Source organism: Lentzea flaviverrucosa (assembly GCF_003350445.1).
GTDB classification, from domain to species: Bacteria; Actinomycetota; Actinomycetes; order Mycobacteriales; family Pseudonocardiaceae; genus Lentzea; species Lentzea californiensis.
Genome location: NZ_QQAU01000028.1, coordinates 1 through 1,667 on the forward strand (window position 1 = coordinate 1; position 1,667 = coordinate 1,667).

At 65.6% G+C, this 1,667-nt stretch carries 1 protein-coding gene; it reads right to left on the reverse strand.

The features are described from left to right. A partial coding sequence (qcrB, locus tag DFR72_RS44785; RefSeq protein ID WP_147290355.1) for a cytochrome bc1 complex cytochrome b subunit occupies window positions 1-1,625 on the reverse strand: 1,625 nt, incomplete at its 3' end. Window positions 1,626-1,667: the final 42 nt, after the last annotated feature.

Below are 1,667 nucleotides of genomic sequence, written 5' to 3' on the forward strand. Positions count from 1 at the left end.
GCCTCGTCCTGGGAGCTGAGACCCTCCGAGGCGTGGGCGTGCTTGCGCGCGTTCTGCAGGGCCACGGTCTCCTCGACCGGGTCCGGCGACCACGTGCTGCCGACGACCGGGTGACCGGCCGAGCCGAGCTTGTTCATCTTCTTCGGCACCGACGCGCCCTGATAGGCGAGCGGGATCGGGTGACCGTGCTCGTCCACCGGGCCCAGCGGCTGGTGGACCTCGATGAACTCGCCATGCGGCAGGCGCTTGATGATGCCGGTCTCGACACCGTGCTCGAGCACCTCGCGGTCGCCGCGCTGCAGGCCGATGCAGATCCGGTACGCGATGAAGTACGCCAGCGGAGGCAGCACCAGCATGCCGATGCGGCCCATCCACGTCGTCAGGTTCAACGAGATGTCGAACTGGTAGGCGAAGATGTCGTTGCCACCCATGAGCAGCAGGACCATGAAGTACGTGATCGCCATCCAGCCCAGCGCCGTGCGCACAGGCACGTCACGCGGGCGCTGCAACAGGTTGTGGTGCGCGTAGTCCTTGGTCATCTTGCGCTCGATCCACGGGTACATCGCCGCGATGCCGGTCAGCAGCGGCAGACCCAGGATGAACGGCAGGAACGGCGCCGGGATCGTGTAGTTGCCCAGGTAGAACTCCCACGCGGGCCAGATGCGGACCAGGCCGTCGGTCCAGCCCATGTACCAGTCCGGCTGTGAGCCGGCGGAGATCTGCGCGGGGTTGTACGGGCCGAAGTTCCAGATCGGGTTGATCTGGAAGACGCCGCCCATGATCGCGATGACACCGACGACGATGGCGAAGAAACCACCGCCCTTGGCCGCGAACACCGGCATGATGCGCACGCCGACGACGTTGGTCTCCTTGCGGCCCACCCCCGGGAACTGCGTGTGCTTCTGATACCAGACCAGCGCCAGATGCGCCGCGATCAGACCCAGGATGATCGCCGGGATGATCAGGATGTGCGCGGTGTAGAGCATCGGGATGATGTCCGTGCCGGGGAACTCCCCGCCGAACATCAGCCAGTTCAGCCACGTACCGATCACCGGGAACGAGATCAGCAGCGCCGCCATCACCCGCAGACCCGTGCCCGAGAGCAGGTCGTCGGGCAGCGAGTAGCCCAGGAAGCCCTCGATCGCGCCGAGCATGAACAACACGATGCCGATGACCCAGTTGATCTCACGCGGCTTGCGGAACGCACCGGTGAAGAAGATCCGGAACATGTGCACGACGATCGCGGCCATGAACAGCAGCGCCGCCCAGTGGTGCACCTGACGCACGAACAGGCCACCGCGCGTCTCGAACGAGATGTCGAGCGTGGACGCGAACGCCCGCGACATCTCGATACCGCGCAGATTCTCGAACGCACCGTTGTAGGTGACCTCGGTCATCGACGGGTCGAAGAACAACGCCAGGTACGTACCCGACAGCAGCAGCACGATGAAGCTGTACAGCGCGATCTCACCGAGCAGGAACGACCAGTGCGTCGGGAAGACCTTGTTGATCTGCTTGCGCAGACCGGAGGCCGGGTGGAACCGCTCGTCGGCAGCGTTGGCCGCCGCCCCTGCGACGCGCGCGGCGGCGTTGGCCGGCTTCGTCGGCGTGGTGATGGCACTCATGACTTCCGCTCCCAGAACGCCGGACCCACAGCCTCGATGAAG